Annotated in this window: 21 protein-coding genes; 10 read left to right on the top strand and 11 right to left on the bottom strand. The window is 61.6% G+C overall.

What is annotated here, in order from left to right:
- Positions 1-4: 4 nt before the first annotated feature.
- Genes HFO99_RS12570 through HFO99_RS12555 form a run of 4 tightly spaced genes read right to left on the bottom strand, consistent with a single transcriptional unit; the run spans position 5 to position 5089 of the window.
- Entirely contained in the window at positions 5-1354 is a 1350-nt protein-coding gene (locus HFO99_RS12570) for an 8-oxoguanine deaminase (RefSeq protein WP_222361535.1), read from the bottom strand.
- A gap of 37 nt (positions 1355-1391) precedes the next feature.
- Entirely contained in the window at positions 1392-2588 is a 1197-nt protein-coding gene (locus tag HFO99_RS12565; RefSeq protein ID WP_222361534.1) for an amidohydrolase family protein, read from the bottom strand.
- Between the two features lie 18 nt (positions 2589-2606).
- The gene (locus HFO99_RS12560) at positions 2607-3644 is read right to left on the bottom strand and encodes a questin oxidase family protein (protein ID WP_222361533.1); all 1038 of its coding nucleotides are present in this window, start codon (positions 3642-3644) and stop codon (positions 2607-2609) included.
- Entirely contained in the window at positions 3641-5089 is a 1449-nt protein-coding gene (locus tag HFO99_RS12555; protein WP_222361531.1) for an NAD(P)-binding domain-containing protein, read from the bottom strand. The genes HFO99_RS12560 and HFO99_RS12555 overlap by 4 nt, the downstream gene beginning before the upstream one ends.
- A gap of 219 nt (positions 5090-5308) precedes the next feature.
- On the opposite strand from HFO99_RS12555, the gene HFO99_RS12550 reads away from it, so the two are divergent.
- From HFO99_RS12550 to HFO99_RS12540, 3 genes are all read left to right on the top strand, one after another.
- Positions 5309-6595: an ABC transporter substrate-binding protein gene (locus HFO99_RS12550; protein WP_222361529.1), complete on the top strand. Its 1287-nt coding sequence runs from the start codon at positions 5309-5311 to the stop codon at positions 6593-6595.
- Between the two features lie 154 nt (positions 6596-6749).
- Entirely contained in the window at positions 6750-7691 is a 942-nt protein-coding gene (locus tag HFO99_RS12545) for a sugar ABC transporter permease (protein ID WP_315857382.1), read from the top strand.
- Positions 7688-8506 (top strand): carbohydrate ABC transporter permease, encoded by an 819-nt coding sequence (locus HFO99_RS12540; RefSeq protein ID WP_222254121.1) that lies wholly within the window; start codon positions 7688-7690, stop codon positions 8504-8506. Before HFO99_RS12545 ends, HFO99_RS12540 begins: the two co-directional genes overlap by 4 nt.
- A 116-nt stretch (positions 8507-8622) precedes the next feature.
- Here HFO99_RS12540 and HFO99_RS12535 read toward each other — a convergent pair whose 3' ends face one another.
- A complete protein-coding gene (locus HFO99_RS12535) occupies positions 8623-9771 on the bottom strand; it encodes an ABC transporter ATP-binding protein (RefSeq protein ID WP_222251861.1) in 1149 nt (382 codons plus the stop codon).
- 46 nt (positions 9772-9817) lie between these two features.
- Entirely contained in the window at positions 9818-10609 is a 792-nt protein-coding gene (locus HFO99_RS12530) for an SDR family NAD(P)-dependent oxidoreductase (RefSeq protein ID WP_163879255.1), read from the bottom strand.
- 164 nt (positions 10610-10773) lie between these two features.
- Here HFO99_RS12530 and HFO99_RS12525 point away from each other — a divergent pair, with 164 nt between their 5' ends.
- From HFO99_RS12525 to rsgA, 6 genes are all read left to right on the top strand, one after another.
- Positions 10774-11625, top strand: a complete 852-nt coding sequence (locus HFO99_RS12525; RefSeq protein WP_222334630.1) for a DeoR/GlpR family DNA-binding transcription regulator — start codon at positions 10774-10776, stop codon at positions 11623-11625.
- Positions 11626-11693: 68 nt separating this feature from the next.
- Positions 11694-12494, top strand: coding sequence for a BtpA/SgcQ family protein (locus HFO99_RS12520; RefSeq protein ID WP_222334629.1), 801 nt, complete (start codon positions 11694-11696; stop codon positions 12492-12494).
- A gap of 15 nt (positions 12495-12509) precedes the next feature.
- Positions 12510-13991 (top strand): FGGY-family carbohydrate kinase, encoded by a 1482-nt coding sequence (locus HFO99_RS12515; RefSeq protein ID WP_222361527.1) that lies wholly within the window; start codon positions 12510-12512, stop codon positions 13989-13991.
- A gap of 72 nt (positions 13992-14063) precedes the next feature.
- On the top strand, positions 14064-15623 hold the full coding sequence (locus tag HFO99_RS12510) for a gamma-glutamyltransferase family protein (protein ID WP_222361525.1): 1560 nt from the start codon (positions 14064-14066) through the stop codon (positions 15621-15623).
- Between the two features lie 443 nt (positions 15624-16066).
- A complete protein-coding gene (locus HFO99_RS12505) occupies positions 16067-16243 on the top strand; it encodes a hypothetical protein (protein WP_222309085.1) in 177 nt (58 codons plus the stop codon).
- Between the two features lie 35 nt (positions 16244-16278).
- The gene (gene rsgA, locus HFO99_RS12500; protein WP_222361522.1) at positions 16279-17331 is read left to right on the top strand and encodes a ribosome small subunit-dependent GTPase A; all 1053 of its coding nucleotides are present in this window, start codon (positions 16279-16281) and stop codon (positions 17329-17331) included.
- A gap of 85 nt (positions 17332-17416) precedes the next feature.
- On the opposite strand, the gene HFO99_RS12495 is transcribed toward rsgA, so the two are convergent.
- The 3 genes from HFO99_RS12495 to HFO99_RS12485 form a co-directional block, all read right to left on the bottom strand.
- Entirely contained in the window at positions 17417-17665 is a 249-nt protein-coding gene (locus HFO99_RS12495; protein WP_064245731.1) for a hypothetical protein, read from the bottom strand.
- Positions 17666-18283: 618 nt separating this feature from the next.
- Positions 18284-19810: a SulP family inorganic anion transporter gene (locus HFO99_RS12490; protein WP_222361520.1), complete on the bottom strand. Its 1527-nt coding sequence runs from the start codon at positions 19808-19810 to the stop codon at positions 18284-18286.
- A gap of 4 nt (positions 19811-19814) precedes the next feature.
- Complete coding sequence (locus tag HFO99_RS12485; RefSeq protein ID WP_222361518.1) at positions 19815-20519, bottom strand: carbonic anhydrase; 705 nt, start codon at positions 20517-20519, stop codon at positions 19815-19817.
- 292 nt (positions 20520-20811) lie between these two features.
- Here HFO99_RS12485 and HFO99_RS33405 point away from each other — a divergent pair, with 292 nt between their 5' ends.
- Positions 20812-20940: a hypothetical protein gene (locus HFO99_RS33405; protein WP_261318792.1), complete on the top strand. Its 129-nt coding sequence runs from the start codon at positions 20812-20814 to the stop codon at positions 20938-20940.
- Between the two features lie 145 nt (positions 20941-21085).
- On the opposite strand, the gene lpdA is transcribed toward HFO99_RS33405, so the two are convergent.
- Both lpdA and HFO99_RS12475 read right to left on the bottom strand, forming a co-directional pair.
- Positions 21086-22483: a dihydrolipoyl dehydrogenase gene (gene lpdA / locus HFO99_RS12480; protein WP_222361516.1), complete on the bottom strand. Its 1398-nt coding sequence runs from the start codon at positions 22481-22483 to the stop codon at positions 21086-21088.
- A 5-nt stretch (positions 22484-22488) separates the two neighbouring features.
- A complete protein-coding gene (locus HFO99_RS12475; protein ID WP_222334622.1) occupies positions 22489-23718 on the bottom strand; it encodes a dihydrolipoamide acetyltransferase family protein in 1230 nt (409 codons plus the stop codon).

The raw sequence follows: 23718 nt of genomic DNA, 5'->3' as shown, positions 1-23718 counted from the left end.
CTCCTCAGACCGACAGGAGAAAATTGCGGGCGACGCGGTTGTGATCGGCAATCAGCGCCTCCATATCGACACCCTCCGGGATGCCGTCGGTGACGCGCCATTCGCCTGCGATCATGACGCGATCAGCCGTGGTGGCGCCGCAGAGCACGAGGGCTGCCAGCGGATCGCCGGCACCGGAGAAACGCAATTCGTCGAGCTTGTAGAGGGCTAGGTCCGCCTGGCGGCCCGGCGCGATGATCCCGATGTCGTCGCGACCGAGCAGCCTTGCCGAGCCAGCGGTTCCCCAACGCAGCGCGTCGAGATGGGTAACGGCTTCGGCGCCATAGGTCAGGCGGTTCAGCATCAGGGCATGACGCACGCTTTCCATCAGGTTGGAATTGTCATTGGAAGCCGAGCCGTCGACGCCAAGACCGACTGGCACTCCTGCGGCTTCCAGCTCGCAGGTGCGGCACATGCCTGATGCAAGCACCATGTTGGATGTCGGGCAATGGCAGATGCCGACGCCGTGCCGGCCGAGTTCGACGATCTCGGCATCGTCGAAATGAATGCCGTGGGCGAGCCAAGTGCGGGCACTCAGCCAGTTGCAGCGGTCGAGATATTCCACCGGCGTGCAGGCGAATTTGCTGCGGCAGAATTCTGCTTCCGCCCTGGTCTCGACCAGATGGGTGTGAAGACGGCAATCGTAGCGTTCCGCCAGTGCCGCCGTTTCGCGCATCAGCTCCAGCGTGACGTCGAAGGGCGCACATGGCGCGAGCGCAACCTGCGTCATCGCCCCTTCGGAGCGGTCGTGATAACGCCGGAGCACACGCTCGCTGTCGGCGAGGATCACGTCGTCTTCCTGCACGACATTGGCGGGCGAAATCACGCCCTGCTGGTCCTTGATATTGAGACTGCCCCGCGTCAGCGTGATGCGCATGCCAAGGCGAGCCGCCTCCTGGACTTCGACATCCATCGCGTCTTCCAGGCCGGCGGCATAGAGATAATGGTGGTCGGAGGTGGTGGTGCAGCCGGAGAGGAGGAGCTCGGTCAGCGCGAGACGGACGGCAAGACGGAAGGCTTCGGGCGTCATGTGTCGTGCCCAGATCGGATAGAGCGCGCGGATCCATGGCCAAAGCGACTTGTTGATCGCGGCCGGATGGGCGCGCGTCAGCGTCTGGAACATATGGTGATGGGTGTTGACGAGACCGGGGATGACGACATGCCGGCCGGCGTCGAAGTGTGCATCGACGGGGGTCGCAGGCTGCCGTCCAGCCGCCACCAGCTCGACGATGCGGCCACCCTCGATGACGATGCCTCCCCCGGCGCCTTCTGACATGATGGCGAGCGGCGATTGGATCCAAAGTCGGCCGTTCATCTGCAGTGCTCCCATGCGCCATAAATTGATGGAGAAATCAGACGACCAGCCGCCCACCGCGGGCGATAATAGTGCCGCCGCGAAAGACGATGCGATCGAGAGGACGGGTAGCGACGGCTTCTGCCAGCGACGCGGCGGGCAAGATAACAAAATCGGCACGCGAGCCGGCCCGGAGCGGCTCGACCGGACGGCCGAGGATTTCGGCCGGCGCTTGGGTGGCCAGGCGGAAAGCCGCCGCCAGATCCTCATCCGAACGGAAATCCTGGCGATCGCAGAGGATGCCGACACGCTCCAGCATGTCGCCATTGCCGAACGGCGACCAGGCATCGCGGATATTGTCGTTGGCGCAGAAGAGCCGGACGCCGGCGGCGGCAAGCCGCTTGACCGGTGGCATCGGCACGGCTCCTGGCGCGCTGGTCATGATCGCCACGCCCGATCTGGCGAGGGCCGCGGCAGTGCGGCCGAATTCGGCATCCTCCAGCTCGCCGAGGCAGAAAGCGTGGCTGACGACCACCTTGCCTTCGAGGCCGAGTGCTGCCGTGCGATCGGCGATCTGGCGAAGTTCGAAGGCGCCGAGTGCACCGCCGTCATGCAGATGAATATCGAGCCCGACGCTGTATTTGGATGCGACGGAAAAGATCGCGTCGAGATGGCCGGTCACATCGTTGTCGATGCCGGCGGGATCGAGGCCGCCGACGAGATCGGCGCCGGCGGCGATGGCCGCATCGAGCAGCCCGGCCGTGCCGGGATCGCGCAGCACGCCGGATTGCGGGAAGGCAACGGTCTGGATATCGACGAGGTGACCATGGCTCTGCTTCAGCGAGAGCACGGCCTCGAGGCCTTTCAGGCCAACTTCGGTGTCGATGTCGACGTGGCTGCGAACGGAGAGAGTGCCGTAGGCTGCAAGCTTCTCCAGCAGGGCGCCGCCGCGGGCTTCGACCGGCAGCGCCACCGTGCGCCGCAGGGATTTTTCTGCCTCGATGCGCTTGGCGACCGTGCCGCCCGGAATATGCGGTATGAAGGGCAGGCCGATCAACGTCTTGTCGAGATGAATATGGCCGTCGACGAAGGGAAGGCAGAGAAGGCCGCCGGCAGCATCGAAACGCGGCACTGCGGGGTCGATGCCGGCGGCCGCATTCGGGCCGATCGCGGCGATCCGGTCATTGTTCAGGACGAGCGAGACGATCTCGCCGGCTTCGGTCCGAGCGTTTTCGACTACGAGGCTCGGCGTCATCAATTCTTCCATCATCCGCTATGCAATCAGCCCGACCCGGCGCGCCGCGACGACGCGATAGAGTGGATCCTTCCACACCTCTTCCTCCTGCAGGGCAGAAAAGACCAGGCTGACATCGTGTTCGTCGTCCGAGGATACCGCGGCGCGTTTGATCTCCGCCCAGGCGGGCGCCTGTCGTCTGCGTATTTCTTCCAGCGCCTCGGCAGTGGGGAGTGCTGGAAAACCGATCTTCGGCACCAGCGAGGCGATCACCTGCCAGAAGGCGCGGTAGAAAGGCTCGGCATTTTCGAGGTGCGGAGAGACGAGGCGCAGCCAGTGCATGCCGGTGACAGAATGAAGTGCGGTGAAATCCATGGTTCCGGCAAAGAGGGCAAGCGAGGTCGCGGCCATACGGCGCGGCGTATCGGCATTGAAGGCAAGGCGGTCGATAACGGGGCGGAAGCCCGGAAGTGCGGCGACGGCGCGGATATTATGCCAGAGCAGATCGGTTTCCGGCTCATAATCGCGGATACCTTCAATATTGCCGACATCGGCAAGCACGCTCCCCGGATCATCCGTATCGGGGGCGGCATCGGTCGCGGATGGCAGCGGCAGATAGCAGGCCGCCCAATAGCCGAGCGCAGTGCCAACCTCCTGGTCGTCCTTCTTCAGCACACCATAGGCAAGGCGCATCAGCGGATGCGTGGCGCTGCCGGCAAGGCCGTTCACCATGGCCGGCAAATAGGTACGGATGACGGCATCGATGCCGAGCCGGCGGGTTTCGGCGATGAAGAAGGCACGGTAATCCGCCTCGCGCGTACGATCGCCAAGCGCGTCGGCCCAGTCCGCCCTGATAATCGGGGCAACCGGCGGCGGCATCAGCGAAAGTGCATGGCTCTCGCGATACTGCTCGTACCATTGTTCCAGCCGCTCCGCCGAGGCGCCGAGGCGATCGAGCGCGATCAGCACCATCGGAACGTGGTTGGCCAACAGATAGGGAAATTCGACGCTATCCTCGCGTGCCCGCAAAAGGACGGCCTCCAATCCCGATAATTGAACGGCGGCAGCCTGTCTCATGCCAAAACCTCCCTTGATGTCGTGACGTCCTCGTCTATGCCAGGATCGAAATGCGGTTCGTCATAGGCGGCCAATGCCTCAAGATACCGGTTGGAGTCCTCGATGAACAGAGCTTTCACCAAGGCGCTGACGATGCGCGGCACGCCGTATTTGAGACCGGTGACGCCATTGCTGATCGGCCCAAGGCTCGGTAGGGCGCCGGCATTGAACATATGGATGCGCGAGACCCAGCCGGCTTCGGCATGCCTGGGCGTGAGTTCGAAACCGGGCCCGAGATAGGGATAGTCGGCAAGCATGGCGTTCTCCTCCCCCTGCGGCGGGTCGAAACGGTCCTTCCAAAACGCTGCGGCGTCGACGAGGCCGGCAAGCTCGGGCCTGAGGGCGAAATTAATGTCGTAACCGGTGCCGAGCAGGAGATGATCGGCATAGTGGCTACCATTTGCGGTCGTCAGCCTGATCCTGCCGCCGTCCATCGAGAGTTCGCGGACGCCACAGCCGAGCTGCATGGTGAAGCCGGGGTGGCGGCGGGCCCGGTCATATTGCTCCTGGGTCGGCGGCACCTTGAAATTGAAGTAGAGGTGGGCGAACCGCCAGCGCTCCAGATCCGGCAGGTCGGCGAAATGGCCGAGAAAGCCGGGGAAATTTGTCCAGGCGAGAACCTCGGTGCGCGGCAGATCGGCGCCTCGCGCAAACATCGTCACCTCTCGGGCGCCGGTTTCGAGCGCCGCCACCGCCCAGTCGAAGCTCGACGTGCCGCCGCCAAGGATCGCGACATCCCTGCCCTTGAGGAAATCGATCGCTATCGGCTCGTTGCTGTGCGTCCAGGCGGATTTCGGCAGCGCCTTGACCATAGCCGGTATGCGCGGGCCGCCGCAGCCGTCGATGCCGGTCGCCATCACCAGTTGGCGGCAGGTGACTGTGCGGCTGGTGCCGTCAGCCTTTGACAGCGTGAGAGCAAGTCCGCCTTCCGCCTGATTGATCGAGGAAAGCGTCGTGTCGTTTTCGACGTCGATGCCGACGGTCCTTCGAAACCAGACGAGATAGGCCATCCAGTCCTGGCGGCTGATCTTGTCGAGCACTTCCCAGGCGTCGGCGCCATTTAGCGCCTCGTACCAGGAGCGCAGCGTCAGGCTCGGGATGCCAAGATCCGGGCCTGAGAGATATTTCGGCGAACGCAGTGTCTGCATGCGGGCGCAGGTGATCCAGGGGCCTTCGCGGCCTTCCTCGCTCTGATCGATCACATGAACGGACCTGATGCCGCGCCGCTTCAGGGCAAAGGCGATCGACAGGCCGGAGACGCCGGCACCGCAGATCGTGACGGAATGGAGATCGCGGTTGTGATCGCCAAGCGTCGGCCAGTCGGCGCAGAGGGCTTCTATGCGCGCCATTTCATCATGGGCGCGGCGCTCCAGCTCTCTCAGGCGCTCATCGGGCGTAGTCGTCATGAATGTGCAGCTCGTGCGCGTTGGACAGGACAGTATAGACGCGCAGGGAATGATCAACTCCCTGCTATTTTTTATGCAACGCGCACAAAATATGGACATTTATGCGCGAATATGTTCTAATTTGTGATTTTTAATGTTTGTGCTTTTTTGTCAAGTGCGCTTGAGTGCGATTTTGTTTGATGTATAGTGCCTCAAGCCAATCAAAAAAGGGGAGCAAAAATGAAATCGCTCAACAGTCTCACACGGAAATTGGCGATCGCGGGCCTCGTCTCGGTCGCATTTGTGGGCTCCGCCATCGGCGCCGACAAGAAATATGAGGGCATCACGCTCACGCTTGCCTCGCAGAACGACCAGTTCGCCGCCGTTCTGGCGGCCATCGCCCCCAAATTCACCGAGGAGACGGGCGCCACGATCAAGGTCGACATTCTCGATTACGGCTCGCTGCTAACCAAGACCACGACCGATTTCGTCGGCGGCACCGGCGGCTACGACCTGGTGACGATGGATATCGTCTGGGCGGGCCAATATGCAGAAAACAAATACACCGTCGATCTCACCGAGTGGATGAAGCGCGACGCCGCCGAACTGAAGCTCGACGACATCTATCCGACGCTTCTCAACGCGCTTGGCCACTGGGGAGACAAGCAGGTCGCCTTTCCCTTTGCCGGTTATGCCAACGTGCTTGCCTATCGCAAGGATCTCTTCGACGCCGCCGGCCTGAAGGCGCCGACGACGATGGAGGAAATGGTCGAGGCCGCCTACAAACTGACCGACCCCAGCAAGAAGATCTACGGCTTCGTCGCCAACGGCCAGAAGGGCCCGGCGGTCGCACAGGATTGGATGCAGTACAATACCGAGATGGGCGGTTCGATCCTCGATTCCGACGGCAAGCCGGCGCTGAATTCCGAAGCCAATATCAAGAGCCTGATCGTCTATAAGGACCTCTTCATGAAAGCGGCACCTCCCGGCGCCGTTAATTATGACTGGGGAGGACGCGAGGAAAGCTTCCGCCAGGGCATTGCCGCGACCATGCAGACATGGTCGGTCGGCGCGCCCGGCTATTATGATCCGTCGATTTCCAAGATCGTCGACAAGGTGGCGATCACGACGGCGCCCCGCGGCGCCGGTCTGCCGAAGGTCTATGGGATCGGCGGCTGGGGCATGGCGATCAACGCCGGCATCAAGGACACGCAGAAGGAAGCCGCCTGGGCCTTCATCAAGTGGCTGGTCAGTCCGCCGGTGCACAAGGAATTCAACATGATGGGCGCCGGCAGCTTCCTGCGCAAGAGCGAGATGACCGATCCCGATCTGCTGAAGAAGTTCCCCTTCCTGCCTGTCATCGCCGAAACCTTCGAGCATGGTGACGGCGAATATCGTCCGCGCATCCCGCAATATCCAGAGATTCAGGACCTGCTCGGCACCGCCGTCAACGACGTGCTGGTCGGCAATGCCGATCCCAAGAAGGCGCTCGACGCCGCTCAGGAAGCCGCTGCAAAGCTCTTCTGAGAACAAAACGGTTTCCTCCCCGGGGGCCGCGGCCTATGTCGCGGCTCCACCGTTTCCAGACCATTGATCCGATGCGCCTCAGGCTTCATGATCGGGTGAGCCCCGGGCTCGATCCCGGTAGCGCGCATCGAACCAGGAACCTGATGGACATGACGTGACCCTATCCCTCACTTCCGCGCTGAAGCCCTCCCCGGCCTTGAGCGTTTCCTATCTGGAGCGCAGGCGGTTGTTCTTCATCCTGATGACGCTGCCGGCCTTCATCTACGTGCTCGTCATCGGCGTCTGGCCGCTGGCGCAGGGCATCTGGTTCAGCCTCTACGAATATAATCTGCTCAAGCCGGCGCGGACGCATTTCGTCGGCCTCGGCAACTATATCGACCTTCTCTCCGACCCGGTGACACGCGGGGCCTTCGTCAACACCGTCATCTTCACGGTCGGCGCTGTGACTGTCGAACTGCTGCTCGGCTTTGCCACTGCGCTGGCGCTCTGGCGCGATGACCGCTTCAACCGGATCTGCCTAGCGCTGATCCTGATACCGGTGACGATCACGCCGCTGGTGGTCGGATTGATCTTCCGGGCGCTGCTGCTCGCCGATTACGGGCTTGTCGGCTATTATCTCGCCGAGTTCGGGCTTTCCGATCCGCGTGGGCTTTTTGCCAATCCGAGTTCGGCTCTGGTGACCCTTATTTTCGTCGACATATGGGAATGGACGCCGCTGGTGGCGCTGATTCTGCTTGCTGGGCTGAAAGCGCTGCCGGGCGATATTCTCGAGGCATCGGAAGTGGATGGGGCAACGGCGCTGCAGCGGCTGAGAATCATCGTCATTCCGCTGATGTTGCCTTCTATCCTGCTGGCGCTGACGCTGCGCACCATCGATGCCTTCCGCATCTTCGACAGCGTTTACGTAACGACGGGCGGCGGGCCGGGCAACGCGACCAACACGCTGATGCTGCATGCGGTGAAGCAGGGGCTGGAATTCTTCAATATCGGCCGCGCCTCGGCGATCTCCAACCTGACACTGATCTGCATCGCCGTAATCGCGGCAGGCTTCATCCTGTTGATCCGCAAGGCGGACAGAAAGGCGAACGGGCGATGAGCACACGCACCCTCGGCCGCATCGGCGAGCGCGCCTTCATCCTTGTCATGCTCGCCTTTTTCCTGCTGCCCTTCCTCTGGCTGGCCTCGACCGCCTACAAGCCGTCGCGCGACATCTTCTCGATCCCGCCAAAACTGACTTTTACACCGACCCTCGAGCAGTTCGCGACGGTCTTCCGCCTGTTCGACGTCTGGAGCCTCGTATCGTCAAGCCTGCTGATCGCCGGCGGTTCGGTGATCCTGTCGCTGCTGCTCGGCGTGCCGGCAGGCTATGCGCTTGCACGCTCGACCAGCCGCTATGCCATTGCGGTTGCCTATTTCTTCATGGCAATCCGCATGGTGCCGGCAGTGGCGGCGCTGATCCCCTTCTATCTGATGATGCGCGATATCGGGCTGCTCGGCAGTTGGGTCGCCGTCGTGCTCATCAACGCGATGCTGAATTCGGCCTTCGTCACCTGGATGATGTTTTCCTATTTCCGCAGCCTGCCGAAGGAGCTGGAAGAGGCGGCACTAACGGATGGATGTACGCTGTTCGGCTCCTTCTGGCGCGTGGCGCTGCCGGCGGTGCGCTCAGGCGTCGTCGCCTCCACGCTGTTCTGCCTGATGTTTTCCTGGAACGACTTCCTCTATCCGATGTTTCTCACCCGGCTCGATTCCAAGCCGATCTCGGTGGCGCTGCTTTCAGCTTATGGCACGAAGGACATCACCTGGGGCACGCTCGGCGCACTGGCGCATTTTTCGACGATCCCGATCGTGTTGATCGTGCTCTTCCTCAACCGTTATTTCGTGCAGGGCCTGACAAAAGGCATTCACTAGCGCATCGGCCCGAAAATCGGAATCGATTTTCGGAAAGCACGATGCGTAGATTCAAAGTGTTACAGCGTCCTTTGCGCGTCTGAAAAGACGCGCGGCGCTGTAAAGAGACGATGCGCTCAAGCGCGGATCGCCGCTTCGGTCGCGGCATCGAAGACGTGGACGCGGGCGGGGTCGGTGGCAAGCGACAGGCGCTCGCCGATCTTGACGCGGCGGGTGGCGTCAATGATGAGGCGCAGGCGCGGGGCAGATAGCGTCACGTCGTCCTCTTCGGCCGAAAGCGATTTCAGCCGGTCGGCGGCCTCGACATCGACATGAACAAGCAAGTTGGCACCGAGATCCTCGACGAAGGCAACGGTTCCAGTGAGACCGCCTGCGTCGACCGGCTGGAATGCTTCCGGTCGGATGCCGAGCACAACGGCACGCCCGGCGGCGGAGGCGATGCGCGGCCGCTCGGCGAGCACCTCGCCCGAAAAAAGGATGGTGGCCTGGCCGAAGCGGGCCTCGGGGCCGTTCTCCGTCGCGAAGAGATCGGTCGCCAGCAGGTTCATCGCTGGCGAGCCCATGAAGCTTGCGACGAACAGATTGGCCGGCTGATCATAGAGGCTGCGCGGAGTGCCGAGCTGCTGCAGGATGCCGCTTTTCATGACGGCGACGCGATCGCCCATGGTCATGGCTTCGACCTGATCGTGGGTGACATAGACCGTGGTAATGCCTGACATCTTCTGCATGCGGGCGATTTCGGCGCGCATCTGGCCGCGCAGGCGAGCATCGAGGTTGGAAAGCGGCTCGTCCATCAGGAAGGCCTGAGGGCTGCGGGCAAGCGCCCGGCCCATGGCGACGCGCTGGCGCTGGCCGCCGGAGAGCTGGGCGGGCTTGCGGGCGAGATAGTCCTCGAGCTCCAGGAGCTTTGCCGTCTCCTGCACCTTGCTGGCGATGTCGGCCTTGTCGAGGCCGCGGACGCGAAGGCCGAAGCCGATATTCTCGGCCACCGTCAGATGCGGGTAAAGCGCGTAGGACTGGAACACCATGGCAACATCGCGATCGCGCGGGGCAAGGTCGTTGACGACGGCGCCGTTGATCGTCAGGCGGCCGTCGGTGATCTCCTCCAGGCCGGCGATCATACGCAGCGCTGTCGACTTGCCGCAGCCGGAGGGCCCGACGAGGACCAGGAATTCGCCGTCGCGGATGGTCATGTTCAGGTTGCGGATCGCCGCATAACCATCGCCGTAGCTCTTGCTGATCTGGTCGAAGACGATTTCAGCCATGCTCTTTCCTTGCTGGACGGGAGGCCTGTTGCAGGTCCTGGACCGATCAGGTCGTGTAGACGCCGCCGGTGACGTTGACGCCCTGCCCGGTCATGAAGCGGGCCGAATTCGAGCAGAGGAAAACGACGACATCGGCCACGTCTTCAGGCGTTTCCAGCCGGCCGAGCGGTGTCTGGGCGATATAGTCCGCAACGACGCGTTCGGGCGTGACGCCGCGCAGGCTCGCCTCCCAGGCGATCTCGCGCTCCTGCATGCCGGTCTTGACGAAACCGGGGCAGACGGCGTTGACGCGAACGCCTGAAGCTGCGAGCTCGCGGGCGAGCGCCTGCGTCCAGCCGAGCACGGCAAACTTGCTGGCGGAATAATGAGCCAGCAACGGTGCGCCGATCTTTGCGGCAAGCGAGGCGGTGTTGACGATGACGCCGGTGCCGGTGCCGGTGCTCGTAAAGCGCCGGGCGGCAATCTGGTTGGTCAGGAAGATGCCGCGAATGTTGACGTCGAAATTATAGTCCCACTCCTCGTCGGTCAGTTCCAGCGCATGCTGCATCGTGGAGACACCAGCATTGGCGCAGAGGATCTCGTAACCGCCTGTCCTCTCGACCACCTCGGAAAAGGTCGCCTCGACGGAGGTGCGCTTGCGAACGTCGATCGCATAGGCAGTGGCGCCGTTGCCGATCTCGGCCGCCGTCTGTTCGGCGGCGGCCAGGTTGATGTCGCAGATCGCCACCTGGATCGACTGGCGGGAGAGCGCGGTCGCGATCGCGCGCCCTATCCCCGTCGCCCCGCCGGTGACGATCGCACGCTTGCCGGATAGTTCTGGAAAGCTCGGAGACTGCATGTTCGCCCTCATCGACTGGAAACATCACCGATCATATAACAACAAAATCATACACAACAAGAAAAATTTATGTTTGAATTTGTTCGAGTCATTCGATACATAGGGAGCAACTATCAGACAATCGTAGCCACGAGTTGCGACGGCGGGAGGATGAGAACGGTATCATGGACGCGGAACAGCAGATGGTCGCCGCAGCGGAAAAACCGAAGGTTCTGGCCCAGGTGCGGCATGCGCGCATCCTGGAGACACTGGCCCGCAAAGGCGCAGTCTCCGTCAGCGATGTCGCCTCCCAGCTTGCCGTTTCCGAGATGACCGTCCGCCGCGACCTGATCGAACTCGAAAAGGACGGCAGGCTGGTGCGCACGCATGGCGGGGCGGTGCGCAGCGGCAAGGCCTTCGAGCCGATCGCCAGCGAAACGGTCGATCGCGAGGAGCCGACCTTCGAATCCCGGCTGACGCGCAATGCCGCCGCGAAGCGGACGATCGCGATGGCAGCGGCAGGCGTTGCTGCCGGCGCGCGCACCCTGGCCCTCGACGTCGGCACCACGACCTATCTGCTGTCCGGCCTGCTGCTCAACCAGCCGCATACGAAGATCTTCACCAACAGCGTACGCAATGCCATGCAGCTCGGCACTGGCTTCGGCGAGGTCTATCTGCCCGGCGGGCGCATGCGCGGCGAGGAAATGGCGATCAGCAGCCAATCGGCCGTTTCGCAATTCGAGGAACTCTGGTTCGACATCGCCTTCGTTGGCGTGTCCGGGATTACGGCGCAGGGAATTTACGACTATTCCTTCGAGGACACCGACATGAAACGAGTCTATCTGCGCCGCGCGACGCAGAAGGTGGTGCTTTGCGATTCCACCAAGTTCAAGCGTATGTCGCTGGTGCACATCGCGCCGCTGCAGCAATTCGACATGCTGATCACCGATGCGATGCCGCCGGCCGATCTTGCCGATGCGCTCGCCACCGCTGGGGTCGATGTGCGCATTGCGCCCGAGGAGCAGCCGCTGCTTTGATTTGCCTTTCCCGCATCCGTCCCCGGCGGATGACTGTTCCACTCGATTTCGCTTCAGGGAGTTCCCGCATGGTCTTCGACTTTTTTGGCGTCAAGAAGAAGGCAGTCATCGCCATGGCGCATATCGGAGCCCTGCCCGGCTCGCCCGCCTATGACGCCACCGCCGGTGTGAACAAGCTCGTCGACGACGTGCTTTCCGACATCGACAAGCTGCAGGCGGGCGGCGTCGACGCCATCATGTTCGGCAACGAGAACGACCGGCCTTACGTCTTCCAGGCGCCGCCGGAGGGGCTGGCGGCGATGACCGCGATCGTCGAGCGGGTGAAACCGCAACTGACAGTGCCGTTCGGCGTCAACTATCTCTGGGATCCCTCGGCAAGTGTTGCTATCGGCGCAGTGACGGGCGCGAGCTTTGTTCGCGAGATCTTCACCGGCGTCTTCGCCTCCGACATGGGCATCTGGCAGCCGGATTGCGCCAAGGCGGCGCGGCTGCGACATAGCCTCGGCCGCGACGAGATGAAGATGCTCTTCAACATCAACGCGGAATTTGCCCATTCGCTGGACCAGCGCCCGATTGAACTCAGGGCGAAGAGTGCCGTGTTCTCGTCGCTCGCCGATGCCATCCTGGTGTCGGGACCACTGACCGGACAGGCGGTCGATCAATCGGACCTCAGGCGTGTCTGCGAGACAGTCAGGGATGTCCCTGTCTTTGCCAATACCGGCGTCAACAAGGATAATGTGCGCGACATATTGAGCGTTGCCAGCGGCGTCATCATCGGTACGCATTTCAAGGTGGACGGTAATACCTGGAACCCGGTCGACGGCGACCGGGTCAAGCGTTTCATGGAGATCGTCGAGGCGCTGCGCTGAACGAGAGGAGCCGCCATGTCCATCACGCTCGGCCTCGACATCGGCACCACCTCCACCATCGGCATCTTGATCGAGCTGCCGAACCGCGTGCTCGGGCTCGCCTCACGGCGGTCGACGCTTCATTCACCGCAGCACGGCTGGGCCGAGGAAGACCCGGCGGAATGGTGGGCGAATGTCTGCGAGATCACCAGGGAACTGATTGCAACGACCGGGATCGAGGCCGGGCAAATCTCGGCCGTCGGCGTAACCGGCATGCTGCCGGCCGTCGTGTTGCTCGATGACGCCGGCTACGTGCTGAGGCCGAGCATCCAGCAGAGCGACGGGCGCTGCGGTGAGGAGGTCGAGGAACTTAAGGCCGAGTGGGATGAGTCGGATTTTCTCGCCAAGGCAGGAAACGGCATCAACCAGCAGCTGGTGACGGCGAAGCTGCGCTGGATCGCCCGGCATGAGCCTACTGTTTTCGAGCGCATTGCCACAGTCATGGGGTCCTATGATTTCATCAACTGGAAGCTGACTGACGAAAAGGCGATCGAACAGAACTGGGCGCTGGAAGCGGGTTTCGTCGATATCAACACCGGCAAGCTCAATGACGAACTGATCGGGCTTGCCAGAGTGCGGCGGGACGCCATTCCCAGGAAGGCCGCTTCGCATGAGGTGCTTGGCCATCTGACCAACGAGGCCGCCAAGGCGACGGGGCTCGCACCTGGAACGCCTGTTATCGGCGGGGCAGCCGACATGATCGCCTCGGCCTTCGGTGCGGGGATCAACAAGGCGGGCGACGTGCTGCTGAAATTCGGGGGTGCGGTCGATATCCTGACGGCAACGGATGTCGTGCGGCCCGATCCTCGCATGTTTCTCGACTATCATCTGGTTCCGGGGCTCTATATGCCGAACGGCTGCATGTCGACCGGCGGCTCGGGACTCAACTGGTTCATCAGCACCTTCGCCGGGCGTGAGGAGATCGCCGCAAAGGTAGAGGGAATATCCGTGCACCGCTATCTCGACCGGCTGGCGGGGCAATGCGCGCCCGGCGCGGACGGGCTGACGATCCTGCCTTACTTCCTCGGCGAAAAGACGCCTATCCACGATGCCAGCGCGCGCGGGCTGATCGACGGGTTGACGCTGTCGCATCATATCGGCCATCTCTGGCGGGCGATGCTGGAAGCCTATGCCTATGCGCTGCGCCATCATATCGACGTGCTGAACGACATCGGCCATCCGACGACGCGTTTCATCGTTTCCGACGGGGGATCGCAGAGCCGTATCTGGATGCAGATCGTTTCGGACGTGCTGCAGCAGCCGCTGCAGGGTCTCACTGGCCATCCCGGCTCCTGTCTCGGTGTCGCCTGGGCAGCGGCAATCGGTGCCGGACTGACCGACGATTGGTCCGGTGTTACCGCCTTTGTCGGCCAAGGTGAAAGGATAGCACCCAATCCCGACAATGCAGGGGTTTATGATCGGGGTTATCGGACCTATCGTGCGCTTTACAGGCCATAGACCCAGCGAGATTTGAGCGTGACGACACCGGCAGAACGGGATTGCACGAGACAGGCAGTCGGGTGCGGCGGCATGGTAACAAGCCCGCATGCGCTGGCGAGCGAGGCGGGTTCCGCGATCCTGCGGACCGGCGGCAATGCGCTGGAAGCTGCGATTGCGATCGGCAGCACCATTGCGGTCGTCTACCCGCATTTCTGCGGGCTTGGCGGCGATTCCGTCTGGATCATTGCCGATCGCAGCGGGCGGAAAACATGTTTTCTCGGCATCGGGCAAGCGGCGCGGGAACTGCCGGATTTCGACGGCAGCATTCCGCTGCGCGGACCGCTTTCGGCGCTGACCTCGGCTTGCGCCGTCGATGCCTGGCGGCACGCCCATGACTATTCCGCACGGCACTGGCGCGGCAAGATCGATTTCCCCGTCTTGCTTGCTGATGCGATCCGTCATGCCGAAGAGGGATTTCCTGTTACCCACTCGCAGAGTTTCTGGCTTGCCTTCCGGCAGGCGGAGGCAGCCGGCTGGCCGGGTTTTGCCGCACTTTTCATGCCAGATGGCGCGGCGCCGGAAACGGGCAGCCTGTTCCGGCAGGAGAATTTGGCGCTGTCGCTTTCGCTGATTGCCCGTGATGGTCCGCGTTCATTCTACGAGGGCGAACTCGGCACGAGGATTGCGGCGGGCCTACAGGCCGCGGGCTCTCCGCTGACCAGCGACGATCTTAAGGCAACCCGAACGCGCGAAGCGGCACCCCTCAGTCTCTCGTATCGCGGCTTCGAGCTGCTTGCGCCGCCGTCGCCGACACAGGGTCTGTCAACACTGGCGATCATGGGCATTCTCGCCCATTTCGATCTTGCCAGCCAAACGGCCGGCAGCGCCGATCATCTCCATCTCTGCGTCGAAGCCGTCAAACGCGCCTTCCTCGACCGCGGCGGCATTGCCGATCCCGATGTCGTGCCGCAGCCGGTGGAGGAATGGCTGAGCGCGCAGCATCTTGCGCAGGCGGCAGCCTCCATTGATCCAGCACAAGCGCTCGAATGGCCGGCGCCCTTTCGCAGCGGCGACACCGTGTTCTTTGCCGCAACCGACGCAGAGGGCGGAAGCGTCAGCGTCTTGCAGAGCACGTATTTCGACTGGGGCAGCGGCGTAGTGGTCGGCGATACGGGTATTCTCTGGCAGAACCGCGGGGCGGCCTTTTCGTCCGATCCCAAACATGTCAATGGCATCGCACCCGGCAAACGGCCTTTCTATACTCTGAATCCCGGCCTCGGCCTGCGCAACGGCAAGCCCGCCCTGCTCTACGGCACGCAGGGCGCCGACGGCCAGCCGCAGACGCTGGCAATGCTGCTGACCCGGCTGATCGACTTCGACGAGGAACCAGCAGCAGCGCTGGCCGGTCCACGTTTTCTTCTCGGCAAGACCTTTTCCGACAGCCGTGACAGCCTCAAGCTGGAAAGTGATGCCGGCGAAGCGGTGTTTGCCGAACTGGCCGCACGAGGCCACGCACTGTCACCGATCGAGGCGCAGAGCCCGCTTGCAGGGCAGGCAGGTGTGATCGTTATCGACGAGGACGGCACGGCGACCGGCGCGCATGATCCACGTGGCGACGGATTGGCGATCGGGATCTCTTCCGGGGCATGAGTTATGGGGTTACGCGCCGGCGAGACGCCTTCAAACGCACAGAAGCGGGAAAAGCTAATAATTGATGAGACTGGCCGCTGAAGACCCTTCCGAAGCATGGACTCCTCGCAGATCGGCGACGTTCTCCGCATTGGGTATCATTTCGCTACGGATTCGAAACTTGCCGAGAGTCCCAGTGGACGGCCATGGCGCTTCAGGGTCATGATCGGCGATGGCCGTGACCTCTGCCTGGCGTCGAATTACATTTGAAAATCAGTATCAAGAGCTTTGCCTATAATGGGTCAACCTTCGGCTCCGAATTACAGGTATGTGCCTGTCGGTCTTGAACGGGATCGAACCAGCGTTGGCTAATCGTGAAGCACCTGATAGGTCATAGACCGCTGTGTATGAGGTCTTGGCACCATGTTCAGAGACAACCCTCGGACCGGACAGGAGAGCTTTTGATGGGCTGGAAAACACCGAAGATCGAATACGTGAATGGCTATAAGATCGTTGAAGTTGAAGGGCCTGTCTTCAAAGTCTACGATGGCGACCGTCAGCTCGGGGACGATTTCCCCTACCCCGGCGAAGCTGCTGCTTACGCAACCTCGTTGCCAAAACGGGATCATCCACGCAGCTAGGCGAGAAGCCGCGGAAGATCATTGAAAAACCCTTTGTGGCAGCCTTAACGAATGTGGAACAGGATTTGACCAGCTCCCAACTTTCTTCGCCGCTGGAACTGCTTGGGTGGTCTGAATTCTTCGCGGACCAGGTCCAGCCCAGCGAAGCTGACTTGATCCCCAGACGCATCGCTTCAGTTCACCGGGCACGCATCGAGGCAATCGATGTCACCGGGCCGGTCGGACTGGAATTTCCATCCAATACCAGTACCGGTGACTACGCGGTGGGCGACTGGGTTCTTGCCGATGCACTGACTGACATGGTTATCAGACATCTCGACCGAAAAAGCGTCTTTCAACGACGCCCGGAAGGCGGGCGTGGCCAGCAACTTGTTGCCGCCAACGTCGACACCCTGTTGATCGTGACCTCGTGCAATGCCGATTTTAATCTTGCTCGGCTGGAACGTTACCTGATCATGGCCAACCAGGCCGGGAGCAATCCGGTGATTGTGCTGACGAAGGCTGACACCGCGGAAGATGCAGGCATATACCAGGCGCAAGCCGAAGCTTTGCAGCGCGATCTGCCTGTCATTGCCTTGAATGGGCGCTCCGCGGACGCCGTTTCCCTGTTGAGGCCCTGGTGCGGCGTTGGCCAGACGGTTGCGTTGGTGGGATCTTCTGGTGTCGGAAAATCAACGCTGGTGAACACCATGACCGGGCCAGAATCTGACACAAAGCAAAAGACAGGCACCATCCGCGAATATGACGCGCAGGGCCGACACACAACCACGGCGCGATCCCTGCATGCAATTTCAGGCGGTGGCTGGGTCATCGATACGCCGGGAATAAGAACGCTTTACGTCAGTGATGTTGCCGACGGTATAGACACCCTCTTTGCTGAAATAACTGAACTGGCGCCGCTTTGCCGCTTTCGCGATTGCACCCATGCCCATGAACCTGGGTGCGCGGTCCAGGCAGCTGTCGCAAGCGGTGCCCTGGTCGCCGATCGCCTGGAACGCTGGCGGAACCTGCTTGCCGAAAACCGCGACCGAACACCGGTCGTGAGCGGACCCCGCGGCAACAAGATCGTTCGCAAGAAGAAATATTGAAAGTGTTGAACGTTTGCGACGGTGCTATCGGCGTCAGCCATGATACGCCACCTGAATTGGCTGGGCTGGGGGATAGCGTGAGCGTTCAATGATTGGGATTGCGGTCACGAAGAAGACCCTGCAAGCGGCCGCTCCCGCTTGTGAGGGATAAGTCTTTGAACAACCGCGATATGAGGCGCGGTCGCAATCCTTGCCTCTCATCGATGAGGAGGAATGACATCCTCTTTATCTCGATCGTGATCACGCCTGCATTGTCATGGCGACGATAATTCCCGGAATCCATCGCATGGAATCCATTTTCCACCGCCCAGGCGGCTATCATATCCGCGTTCATCAAGGTCCTGCTTTAGGAGATGCGGATGTGCTGTCTCTAGCTGTCCCGCTCGCGCAAATCGCTTCGCAGTCCTACGGATACCGCAACTGAATCGCTCTAATCCAGCCAAATCCGTCCAAGATTACAGTTCCCGCTTAGGTGTTGCGAGAAAGACTCGAAGCAATCATTGTAAATCGGTGCGACTCCCGCCCGTTTAGTGCTCTTGAAGGGTCAGAACCGATGTCGTTACAAAAGCCCTCCGTCTCAACGTCGTTTTCCCTTCGTCGAAGAATTGGGTAGACCGGAAAGGTTCCGATTCCCCAACTTGGTCGCCATCACGGTCAGGAGCGGCAGCATGCATGTCGTCCAGCCTCCTCTCCTCCGCCAGCGCCAGTTCGCTTGTAGCAATTTGCGGAGATGAAAAGTTGGTGCCAAGAGCTCAAGGTGGGCCGGAACAAGAACTGTTTCGCAGACACGCTAGCACCGAACGAAGCGTGTACCGTTGTCAGATATCTGCAGAAGCGGTGTACGGCGCCGGTTGCAACCGTCCAATTACCCTCCGACCATTCGCCCCGTTGACGACGTCTGCGTTTGGGGATGAGCGGCGGGAGAGCAATGGAGCTGCCCTCCCTCGCAGGTTCACGCGGCCTCGGCCGAGAATCGGTCAAAGAGCGGCTTGAGGCGGGGATGACCGGCGGCTTGGGGCGGGTGGATCTCGACGATTCGGCCAGATTTCGTCTCGCGCCGGAGCCATTCGCTAATCCACTCAGCGCTGGTGTGATCCATGTAAAACAGGTGTTTGCCGATGATATTTACTTTGCGGCCGTCGGGTAGCCCTTCGAACGTGCTGAGTAGCGCCGGCACGTCTTTGCAGGTGACCGCTCCGCGCAAACGAACATGAATTTCGTTATCGACCTCAGCATGCCGGATCGCAAGCTTTCGGCGCAGATAGGGGAGAATTTCCAGAATCGACAGCGCAAGGCCGAGCGCCACTCCGACCAGCAAATCCTGTAGGACGACCATGGCCACCGTCACCGCCCAGATTCCGACCGGTACGAGACCATGGTGCTCGAACAAGTGACGCACATGGTGGAGACTGATCAGCCTCCAGCCAGTGACGAGCAGTACGGCGGCAAGCGCCGTCAACGGCACCATTCCCAGCACGCCCGGCAAAAGCGCCACCAACGCCAGAATCCAAACCCCATGTAATATTGCCGAGGTGCGCGTGCGAGCTCCGGCCTGGATATTGGCCGATGAACGAACAATGACACCGGTGATCGGCAATGCCCCGAGCAATCCACAAAGGCCGTTACCGACGCCTTGGGCGAATAGTTCCTTGTTGAAGCGGCTACGCTCTCCATCGTGCATTCGGTCGACGGCGGCCGCGGAAAGAAGCGTTTCGGCGCTTGCAATGACGGCAATCATCAACGTCATTAAAATAATGCCCGGCTGCACAAGCTGGGCTAAATTCCCGGCCGTCGGAAAGGATATGCTGTCAATAAGAGAGGCGGGCACGTCCACGCGGGCGATCGGGAGTTCAAGCGTGGTTGTCAAGATTGTAGCGGCAGCAACACCGACAAGAGCTCCCGGGACCAGCGACAGTGATTTCGGGCGGAATTTCTCCCAACACACCATCGCAAGGAGAGCGATGAGGCCGACCAACAGTGCGACGGCCTCGTTGGTGACACTGGTGCCGGTTAACCGGCTGACGCTCTCCTCGATGGCGGTGACGTTCTCTATGCCGCCTGCTGCGGGCTTGGCACCCATGAGCACATGGATCTGTCCCAGGATGATCAAAATGCCGATGCCGGCCAGCATCCCATGAACCACCGCCGGAGAAATCGCTCTGAACCAGGAGCCAATTCTCAGGAAACCCGCCACGATCTGCAGAACTCCGACAACGAGCAGCACAGGACCGAGCATGGCAATGTCATACTCTTCGACGAAACCGAAAACGATGACTGCAAGACCGGCGGCAGGTCCGGAGACCTGTAGAGGCGACCCCGCGAGCAGGCCGACAACGATGCCACCTACGATACCGGAGATCAGCCCCATGGCCGCGGGCACCCCCGATGCGATCGCAATGCCCAGGCAGAGCGGAATAGCAACAAGGAAAACCACGAGAGACGAAGCGAGATCGCGTGAAACAGAGCCGATGTTTGTCATGGCGCTACTCCCCTGCAAGTGCCGCGGCAATCCGCGGCATGACATGCCGATGGCCTCGTCCTGTGAAGGCGACCGGCAGCGGCTCCCCCTCCTTTACCTCCGTAAACCTGGCCAGAACCCCGTCATAGACCTGGACCTCACCCGTCTCGATGTCGAAGAACCAGCCGTGGAGTGTGATTTCGCTGGTCGCGAGCTTTGCCGCCACTGATGGATGGGTCTTCAGGTGGTCAATCTGTACGACAACATTTTCCATCGCTACCGCACGCACACGCTCAGCGTCGGAAAGGTCGTCGGGATAGGCTTGGCAAACAATCGAATAAGCGGCGTGGCTGTGCCGCAGCCAGGCTGCGACATTCGGCATTGGTTCCAGCATTTGTGGGTGGCACAGCCCTTTCATCGCCCCGCAATCGGAGTGACCGCAGACGACAATGTCACTGACGCCGAGCGCCAGGATGGCGTATTCGATTGCGGACGAGACGCCGCCATTGAGGGTTGAGAAGGGGGGAACGATATTGCCTGCATTGCGGCAGACGAAGAGATCGCCGGGGCCGGACTGCGTTATCGTTTCCGGCATCACGCGGCTGTCGGCACAGGATATCATCAGGGCATGGGGCTGCTGACCTTCGCGCGCGAGTTTGCGGTAAAGCGCCGAATGGGTCGGGAATACGGCGCCGCGAAAATTGGAGATACCTTTCAGGAGATCACCCATATTCGGATCCTCTTTCTGGCCGGACACTGGGAGGAATGTCTCTCGTCCGGCGGGTTGCAGAAGCGATCTGTTCGCACGTGCACAATAAAGGACAAGACGAGGGCAAAAAAAGAGCCCCGAAGCATATTGCAGCGCAACATTTTTTGAACAAATGTGATCTGCTGTTGCCGCGCCGGGGCAATCAGTCGGAATATAGGCCTGTAGGCAAAGGGGGTCGTCTCGATCGGCCCGAGGTTGTCGCCAGCATCCTGGATGCGCAGACTCCGATCGTCATCGTCGAGGCGCGGCTGGGATGGGCAAGTCGTCCGTCCTCTCGCTGATCGCGGAGCGCACTGGCGAAGCGCTCACTTGGCTGGGAGACCGGACAGCTCTGCTGCTCGATCTGGTCGAATGGTTTGCTGCTAACATCTGGAAATACTGAAGCAGAACGCTGAATAGCGATATAATTGAGAGCCCGACCGAACAGAGGCCGACCGGAATCAGCGATCGGCACCATGCCCGGCGCACCATCCGGTATGTATGTTATCAGGCGGATCGAAACGGCGATATCCGATCCGGACCTGATCTCAGATATGCAGCGCGCTTCCCAAAGCTTTCAGCGCCGCCTCCATCACGGCTTCGCTGCGGGTCGGATGCGCATGGATGGTGCCGGCGATGTCTTCCAGGCGCGCGCCCATTTCGATCGCCAGCGCAAAAGCCGCCGAAAGCTCCGAGACCCCGGCTCCCACCGCCTGCAGGCCGAGCACGAGGTTGGTGTCGGCGCGGGCCACGACGCGCACGAAGCCCTCTTCGGATAGCATCGTCATCGCCCGTCCGTTGGCGCTGAACGGAAACTGGCCGATGCGAATTTCATAGCCTTGCCCCTTCGCTTCCGCTGGCGACAGGCCGGCGCTGACGATCTCCGGGTCGGTGAAGCAGATCGCGGGTATGCATCGCTTGTCCCAGGCCCGCTTCTTCCCGGCGATGATTTCCGCCACCATCTCCCCCTGCGCCATGGCCCGATGGGCAAGCATCGGCTCGCCGGTTACGTCGCCGATCGCATGGATGCCGCGCATCGAGGTGCGGCAACGGTCATCGATCCTCAGATAGGGCCCGGCACGGTCGAGATCGAGCTCTTCGAGGCCGGATCCTGCGGTTCTTGGGCGGCGGCCGACGGTGACGAGGATGCGATCCGCCGGCAGGGTCTCACGCCGGCCATCAGCCGTTTCGACGATCAGAGCCTCGCCATTGTCGGCAAGACCGATCGCCTTCGCACCCGTCAGCACCCGGATATCGGCTTCGGTCAGCTTGCGCATGACGGGCCGCACCAGTTCGGCATCATATTGCGGCAGCACCTGTGGTGTCGCCTCGACAACCGTCACATCAGACCCCATCTTGGCAAAGGCAGTCCCGAGCTCCAGCCCGATATAACCACCGCCGACCACGACGAGTTTTTTCGGCAGCTGCGTCAGCGACAGCGCCTCTGTCGAGGAAATCACGCGGCCGCCGAAAGGCAGGTTTGCGAGCTCCACCGGATCGGAACCGGTGGCGATCACCACGGTCTCGGCGCGGATGATCTGCTGGCCGGTTTCCGTCTCCACCTCCACCGTCTTGCCGTCGCGAAAGTGGGCTCGACCGTGGACGATCTTGACGCGCGCCTTCTGCAGCAACCCCGAAACACCACTGGTCAGCCGGCCGACAATCCCGTCCTTCCAGGCAATCGTCCTCATGAGGTCAATCGAGGCGCCTTCGACGCGGATGCCCATCGGGTTCTTGCCGGCAAGCATCTTTTGCGCGGCGCCGAATTCCTCGGCCGCATGAATGAGTGCTTTGGAGGGAATGCAGCCGACCGTCAGGCAGGTGCCGCCCGGCTTGCCGGCCTCGACGATGACGGTATCGATGCCGAGCTGTCCGGAGCGGATGGCGCAGACATAACCGCCCGGACCGGCGCCGATGACGAGGAGCTTGCAGACGATCTCTTTCATGGATCTCAGCCTTCGATAAAAATGAGCGCCGGAGTTTCGATGAGCGTGCGGATGCGCTGCACGAAGTTTGCCGCATCCCAGCCGTCGATGATGCGATGATCGAAGCTGGAGGAGAGATTCATCATCTTGCGCGGCACGAACTGCGTGCCGTCCCAGACCGGTCTTGTGGCGATCTTGTTGACGCCGATGATCGCCACCTCAGGATGATTGATGATGGGTGTCGAGACGATGCCGCCAAGCGCGCCGAGCGAACTGATGGTGATGGTGGAGCCGGACAGCTCATCACGTGTCGCAGTACCCGATCGCGCCGCTTCCGCCAGCCGGTTCATCTCGGCGGCGCAATCCCAGATGCCGCGGGCTTCGGCATGCCGCACCACCGGCACGGTCAGACCGGCCGGCGTCTGCGTGGCGATGCCGATATGCACAGCACCATAGCGCGTGATGATGCCGGCATCGTCGTCGAAAGTGGCGTTGACGTCAGGCTGCTCCGAGATGGCCTTGACCAACGCCCGCATCAGGAAGGGCAGAACCGTCAGCTTCGGATGATCAGGCCTGCGATCGCCGTTCATGGTGGCGCGCAACTCCTCGAGCGCGGACATATCCACTTCCTCCACATAGGTGATGTGGGGGATGCGCGAGGCGGAAAGCACCATCTTCTCGGCAATGCGGCGGCGCAGGCCAGTCAGCTTGATCTCCTCGGTCGCTGTCTTCCTGGCAAAGCCGTTCTTTGCCGTTGCAGGCGCGATCCCATGGCCTAGGAATTGCTCGATATCCTCGCGCAGGATGCGCCCGGCTGGTCCTGTCGCCTGCACCTGCCTGAGATCGACACCGCTTTCCCTGGCGAAGAGCCGCACCGAGGGAGCGGCAAGCGGCTTTTCCGCCGGCGCTGCCGCAGGAGTTGGCATTGCCGGAGCAGGTTTTGCAATCTCGGCCGTGGGCGTTTCGGCAATCGGCGTCTGCGAAATCCCAACAGACTGCGCCTCGCCGACATCTCCCGCCGTCTCGATCCGCACCAGCGGAGCCTTGACCGCGATGCGGTCTCCGACCTCGCCGGCAAGCCAGGTGACTGTGCCATTGACGGGAGACGGAATTTCCACAGTGGCCTTGTCGGTCATGACGGCGGCGATCACCATGTCATCGCGGACGGGATCTCCGGTCTTCACATGCCATTCCACAATCTCGGCTTCGGCGACCCCCTCCCCGACATCGGGCATCTTGATGATGAATTCGCCCAT

Origin of the sequence: Rhizobium leguminosarum (genome assembly GCF_019798305.1) — a bacterium.
Taxonomy (GTDB): domain Bacteria; phylum Pseudomonadota; class Alphaproteobacteria; order Rhizobiales; family Rhizobiaceae; genus Rhizobium; species Rhizobium leguminosarum_U.
The sequence above is the reverse complement of the archived record's forward strand: the minus strand, read 5'-3'. Positions and strand labels throughout refer to the sequence as shown.